The sequence below is a fragment of the Clostridioides sp. ES-S-0108-01 genome, from assembly GCF_020662285.1.
Lineage (GTDB): Bacteria > Bacillota > Clostridia > Peptostreptococcales > Peptostreptococcaceae > Clostridioides.
Genome location: NZ_JADGMN010000016.1, coordinates 77977 through 85255, shown reverse-complemented (window position 1 = coordinate 85255; position 7279 = coordinate 77977). Strand labels below are relative to the sequence as shown.

The following is a 7279-nucleotide window of genomic DNA, read 5'->3' as shown; positions in this document are numbered from 1 at the left end:
AGCAATAGCAATAGCAATAGCAATAGCAATAGCAATAGCAATAGCAATAGCAATAGCAATAGCAATAGCAATAGCAATAGCAATAGCAATAGCAATAGCAATAGCAATAGCAATAGCAATAGCAATAAAATTTCAAATAATAGTGTAGATTCTAAACTTATGAATAGCAGAGTTAAATCAATAGATATAATAAGAGGGCTATCAATAGCCCTCATGATAGTTTGTAATAATCCTGGTACTTGGATGAGAATGTATCCACAACTAAGACATGCTATATGGCATGGTGTAACACTTGCAGACTTTGCATTTCCTTTTTTTGTTATATCTTTAGGGGTTACAATTCCAATATCAATAAATAGTAAACTAAAAAACAATAAATCTACATTAAGTATAATGCTTAGTATATTTAAGAGAAGTATTTTACTTATACTATTTGGATTTTTCCTAAATTACCTAGGAAATCACGACTTAAGTACTGTAAGAATACTTGGAGTACTTCAACGTATGGGACTAGTTTATTTTGTAACTAGTTTAGTATACTTACTACTAAAGAAATTAAATGTAGGAAGTACTATGACTATAATTATATTCTTATGTATATCTGCATTTATAATAATAGGTTATTATGTAGTGGCAAAACCATATGGATTCGAGTTAGAAGGTTCTCTTGCACAATTAGTGGATTTCCGTTTTTTTAAAGGTCATTTATATAAACCAGAATTTGAACCAGATGGATTCCTAACTAGTATAGTAGCAATTTCTTCAGGCATGTTGGGATGCACTATGGGATGTGTTCTTTTAAAAGAAAGTATAGGAGAATATAAAAAATTTTTTAAAATATTATTTATGAGTATAATTTTACTAATATGTGCTTTTATATTTAATCAATACTTTCCATTTAACAAAAGGTTATGGTCTAGTTCATTTGTACTCTTAATGGCTGGAAGTTATGGTATATTACTGTCAATATTTTACTTTATATGTGACATTAAAAATAAAAGTAAAATATTTACCCCAATAATAGCACTTGGAAGTAGTCCCATTTTTACATATATGTGTCTCGAGATATTAAGCCATGTTTTTTGGAATGTTCCAAAACTTACAGATAAAGTCGATTATCCAACTACCTTGGTAGAGTGGACTACATATGAACTTATAACACCTTGGGCAGGTACAACTTGGGATTCTCTTGTATTTTCTTTACTATACGTCTTATTCTGGGTTATAGTAATGTCTATTATGTATAAGAAAAAAATATTTATCAAAATTTAGTGTAATATTTTCTAGACAAGAATTCCTTTGTTTTGTTCAAATATACAGAAACTATCAAATATAATCAAAATTTCTCCTCGATAAAATTTAAAAAGCATGCCATAAAAGATTACAAAAAGTTTACAATTTGTAATTTTTTGTGCTATAATGAAAAAAGATTTACATAATATTGAATTTATGTAATATAAAGCAAGCTTAAGATGTATTAAAAAAGATTTAGAGATTTAAAGGTCCAAAAAAATTAGGGGGGATATGATGAAAAAAACAACAAAATTATTGGCAACAGGAATGTTGTCTGTAGCAATGGTGGCACCAAACGTAGCTTTAGCAGCGGAAAATACTACTGCAAATACAGAATCTAATTCAGATATTAATATAAATTTACAAAGAAAAAGTGTAGTGTTAGGAAGTAAATCGAATGCAAGTGTAAAATTTAAAGAAAAATTAAATGCTGATTCAATAACATTAAATTTTATGTGTTATGATATGCCACTTGAAGCTACTCTAAATTATAATGAGAAGACAGATACATATGAAGGTGTAATAAACTATAACAAAGACCCAGAATATTTAAATGTATGGGAACTTCAAAGCATAAAAGTAAATGGTAAAGATGAACAGAAGGTTTTAAATAAAGAAGACTTAGAGTCTATGGGATTAAATCTTAAGGATTATGATGTAACACAAGAATTTATAATAAGTGATGTAAATTCAACAAAAGCAGTAAATGAATATATGAGAAAAACTTCTGCACCAGTAAAAAAACTTGCTGGAGCTACTAGATTTGAAACTGCTGTTGAGATAAGTAAACAAGGTTGGAAAGATGGAGCCAGTAAAGTTGTAATAGTTAATGGAGAACTAGCAGCAGATGGAATCACAGCTACTCCACTTGCATCTACTTATGATGCACCAATATTACTTGCAAATAAGGATGATATACCAGAAAGCACAAAAGCAGAATTAAAACGTCTAAATCCAAGTGATGTAATAATCATAGGTGATGATGGTTCAGTTTCACAAAAGGCAGTGTCTCAAATTAAATCTGCTGTGAATGTAAATGTAACTCGTATTGGTGGGGTTGATAGACATGAAACATCTTTACTTATAGCAAAAGAAATAGATAAGTATCATGATGTTAATAAAATATACATAGCAAATGGTTATGCTGGTGAATATGATGCTCTTAATATTTCACCAAAAGCAGGTGAAGACCAACAACCTATAATATTATCTAATAAAGACTCTGTACCACAAGGTACATATGATTGGTTATCTTCACAAGGTTTAGAAGAAGTTTATTACATAGGTGGTAGTCAAAGTTTATCATCAAAAATTATAGACCAAATATCTAAAATAGCAAAAAATGGCACTTCAAAAAATAGAGTTTCTGGAGCAGATAGACATGAAACAAATGCAAAGGTAATTAAGACTTTCTATCCAGATAAAGAGTTGAGTGCAATGTTAGTTGCAAAATCTGACATAATAGTTGACTCAATAACAGCAGGACCTTTAGCAGCTAAATTAAAAGCTCCAATACTTATAACTCCAAAAACTTATGTTTCTGCATACCATAATACAAACTTATCAGAAAAAACAGCAGGAACAATATATCAAATTGGTGATGGAATGAAAGATAGTGTTATAAGTTCTATAGCATCTAGTTTATCAAAACACAATGCACCAACAGATGGAAATTCAGGAACATCAACAGGAAAAACTGTAGTGATAGACCCAGGTCATGGGGGGTCTGATTCAGGAGCAACAAGTGGGCTGAACGGTGGAGCACAAGAAAAGAAATATACTCTTAATACAGCACTTGCAACTACTGAATATTTACGTTCAAAAGGTATAAATGTTGTTATGACTAGAGATACAGATAAAACAATGGCTTTAGGAGAAAGAACAACTTTATCAAATACTATAAAGCCAGATTTATTTACAAGTATACATTACAATGCATCTAATGGAGCTGGTAATGGTGTGGAAATTTATTACAAAGTAAAAGATAAGAATGGTGGAACAACTAAGACTGCAGCATCAAATATCTTAAAAAGAATACTAGAAAAATTTAACATGAAAAATAGAGGAATTAAAACAAGAACACTTGCAAATGGTAATGATTACCTGTATGTTTTAAGAAACAATAACTATCCAGCAATACTTGTTGAATGTGCATTTATAGACAATAAGAGTGATATGGATAAGTTAAATACTGCAGAAAAAGTAAAAACAATGGGAACTCAAATTGGAATAGGAATAGAAGATACAGTAAAATAAAAAATATTAAAGCAAAACATATCATCTCCTGTTATAATGTAAAATATAACAAGAGATGATATATTTTTGTAAAGAATCAAATTGTTTACAATGATGTTTCTTGTATTGATAATCTGCTCATTATTGAGTATAATATAGAAATAAGTCAAAAATAAGATAGAAATAAGTTGAAATTAAGAATTAAAAAATTTTTATTCCAATATGGAGGTAACTATGTCTGGATATACTAATGATGAGTGTGAAATACCTAAAATTAAAAGCTATCCAGGGGCAGATAAAGAAATTGCAAGTGAGATTGACTATAGCATAGTAAAAGGAACAATTTTATTTGATTTGTACCAGAGAATTATGGATTTAGTCTTATCTATAATAGGGCTTGTGATAGGTTTACCTTTAATAGCAATATTTGGAATTCTTATTAAAATAGAGGACAAAGGACCAATAACTTATAAGCAAGAAAGACTAGGAAAATGCGGGAGAAGATTCTATATATATAAATTAAGATCTATGAGAACAGACGCAGAAAAATTTGGCGCACAATGGGCTGAAAAAGATGATCCTAGAATAACTAAGGTTGGAAAGTTTATTAGGAAAACTAGAATTGATGAGATTCCACAGCTGTTTAATATATTAAAGGGGGATATGGGCTTAATAGGCCCTAGACCAGAGAGACCAAACTTTACTGTTCAATTTAATGAGGAAATACCTGGATTTATCAACAGGCTTGCTATAAAACCTGGGCTTACAGGTTGGGCACAAGTAAATGGTGGATACGAAATCACTCCTGAAGAAAAACTTAAAGAAGATATTTACTATATAAAAAATAGGAGTATATTACTTGACTTTAAGATACTCTTTAAAACTGTTAAAGTAGTATTGACAGGAGACGGAGCTAGATAATTTTAAAATATTAGATTACTAATCAATGAAAAAGCTCTTTAAAAAGAGCTTTTTTATTGTCAAAAAATACAAAAAAGAAAAGGAATGAGAACTTATGATTAAAAAAATTTCTACTATATTATCGTTAGTTTTGTTAATCTCTATTTCTAGTACTATAGGAGTATTTGCAGATTCAAATCCTAAAAGAGAGTTGATAGAAGGAAGTATACCAGAAATTTCAACAGAATTAAATAAAAGAGCATTTAAGAATTCTAAAGAAGTAATTCTTGTAAATGAAGATTCAATTGTAGATAGTATAAGTGCAACACCTTTAGCATATACAAAAAATGCTCCAATAGTTGTAACTAAGAGTAAAAATCTTGGTAGAGTGACTAGAAATTATCTAAAAGAACTAGGTCCAGAGAAGGTTACGATAGTAGGTGGTTTAAAGGCAGTATCTAAAGATGCTGAACGTAATATAGAAAAAATGGGAATGAAAGTAGAAAGAATAAGAGGAAAAGACAGATATGATACATCTCTAAAGATAGCTAGAGAAATGTATAGAACAGTAGGATTTGATAAAGCATTTTTACTTAGCTCAACTACGGGATTAGAGAATGCCATATCTGTATATTCTTATGCTGCTAAAAGTGGGATGCCAATAATATGGGCTAAAGATGAAGGCTTTGAAGAACAAATTGATTTTTTAAAAGGTAAAAATCTTGAAAAAATATATGCGTTAGGTGATTCAAAAGAATTTATTGCAGAGATTGATTCTAACTTAAAAAATATAGAAGGTATAAAGCAAATAAATAAGTCAAGTACAAATGTAGATTTAATAAAGAAGTTTTATGATGAAAAAGATATAAAGAAAATCTATACTGCTAGATTAGACTTTGGTAGTAGATCTGATGTAAACGAATATATTTCTTTGGGAGTAGTATCAGCAAAAGAAAATATGCCAATACTGATTTGTAGTGATAATTTAAGTCGTGCACAAGATAAATTCTTGAAAAATAGTAATATAAATGATGTAGTTGAAGTTGGATATACAGTAGGTGATTATAGTCTACTTAAGAGTATATTTAATCTAACATTCTTATCTTGTATAATATTAATACTACTATTACTATTGATTACATTTAGGGCACTTAGATATGAGTCGAAATAGTTTTTGATTTATAAGGAAGCTTTTCATAGGTTAAATTTACTTAGTCAAAATAATGTTTATAAGCAGTTTTAAAAGTTCTACTTTTAGAGTTTAAATTAGATAAGGAGAAAGAAAATGTCAAAAACAGCTAAAGCAGCATTGTGGATTATGGCAGCCACTATGTTTTCAAAAGTATTAGGTTTCCTTAGAGAGCTTGTACTTGCAAATTTCTATGGGACAGGTATGTATGCAGATGTGTTTGTATTAACATTAAATATACCTGGTTTAATCATAGCAGTCATAGGCTCTGCAATTGCTACAACTTATATACCTATGTACTTTGAGACAAAGAAAAGACTCGGAGATGAAGGTGCCTTAAAATTTACTAATAATGTTTTAAATATATGCTATATAATGGCTATAGTAATAGCTATTATTGGGCTTTTATTTACAGAGCAATTTGTTACAGTATTTGCAGCAGGATTTAGAAATGACCCTGCTAAGTTCCAAGCAGCAATATTATTTACTAAAATAATGATTTCAGGAGTTTTGTTCCTGAGTGGAAGTAAAATATTTAGTTCATTTTTACAGGTAAATGATAGTTTTGTAATTCCTGGGCTTATAGGAATTCCATATAATATTATAATAATAGCAGCAATAGCACTAAGTGCAGGTAAAAATATATGGATACTACCAGCAGGAGCACTATTTGCTATGGCGAGTCAACTATTATTTCAACTTCCATTTGCATTTAAGAAGTCCTACAAGTATAAGCCGTATATAAATTTAAAGGATGAGTCTATAAAAGAATTAGTTAACCTAGTATTGCCTATGTTAGTAGGAGTAGCTGTTGGACAGTTAAATATATTTGTTGACAGGCTATTGGCAACTACTTTGGGAGATGGTAAGTTGTCTGCTCTTAACTATGCAAATAGGTTAAATGAGTTTGTTATGGCATTATTTGTTACATCTATAATAACAGTTATATATCCTAAATTAGCAAAAATGTCAGGTAAAGATAACAAAGAAGGATTTATAAGCACTATTGTAAAATCGTCAAATTGCATTATATTGGTGGTGCTTCCTATATCTATAGGAGCTATTATATTAGCAGAACCTCTTGTTAGGATATTATTCCAAAGAGGTAAATTTGATGCGTTATCAACAGACCTTACATCTATAGCTCTTAGATTATATTCACTAGGCTTACTGGCTTGTGGAGTAAGAGATGTTTTATATAGGGCATTTTACTCTCTTTCAGACACAAAGACGCCGATGATAAATGGAAGTATAGCTTTAATAATAAATATAGTTCTTAATTTGATATTAATAAGACCACTGGGGCATGCAGGGATTGCTATATCAACTAGTACGTCTAACATAATTACAGTTATATTATTATTTATATCTCTTAAAAAGAAAAATGGATATTTTGGAGGAGATAAAATTATAAAGACTGGTTTAAAAAGTTTAGTAGCATCTGGTGTGATGGCAGTAGTCACTTTATTGATATATAGTAATCTATATGTATTTATAGGTGCAGGAACGATTAAAGAAATTATATCAGTTGGAGCTGGAGTATTAGGTGGAGCTTCTGTATATACGATATTGATAGTTTTATTTAAGGTAGAAGAGATGGATTTAGCTTTTGAATTTTTAAAAAAAGGAAAACAAAAACTACTTAAAAGATAGATATTTGCC

Annotated in this window: 5 protein-coding genes; all 5 read left to right on the top strand. The window is 29.6% G+C overall.

Going from position 1 to position 7279, the window contains the following annotated elements:
* A partial coding sequence (locus IR152_RS14525; RefSeq protein ID WP_227452656.1) for a DUF5009 domain-containing protein occupies positions 1-1272 on the top strand: 1272 nt, incomplete at its 5' end.
* 255 nt (positions 1273-1527) lie between these two features.
* Positions 1528-3549, top strand: coding sequence for an N-acetylmuramoyl-L-alanine amidase (locus tag IR152_RS14520; protein ID WP_227452655.1), 2022 nt, complete (start codon positions 1528-1530; stop codon positions 3547-3549).
* Between the two features lie 213 nt (positions 3550-3762).
* Positions 3763-4449: a sugar transferase gene (locus IR152_RS14515; protein WP_227452654.1), complete on the top strand. Its 687-nt coding sequence runs from the start codon at positions 3763-3765 to the stop codon at positions 4447-4449.
* A 94-nt stretch (positions 4450-4543) separates the two neighbouring features.
* Positions 4544-5599 (top strand): cell wall-binding protein Cwp7, encoded by a 1056-nt coding sequence (locus tag IR152_RS14510; protein WP_227452653.1) that lies wholly within the window; start codon positions 4544-4546, stop codon positions 5597-5599.
* 114 nt (positions 5600-5713) lie between these two features.
* On the top strand, positions 5714-7270 hold the full coding sequence (murJ, locus tag IR152_RS14505) for a murein biosynthesis integral membrane protein MurJ (RefSeq protein WP_227452652.1): 1557 nt from the start codon (positions 5714-5716) through the stop codon (positions 7268-7270).
* The last annotated feature ends 9 nt before the right edge of the window (positions 7271-7279 follow it).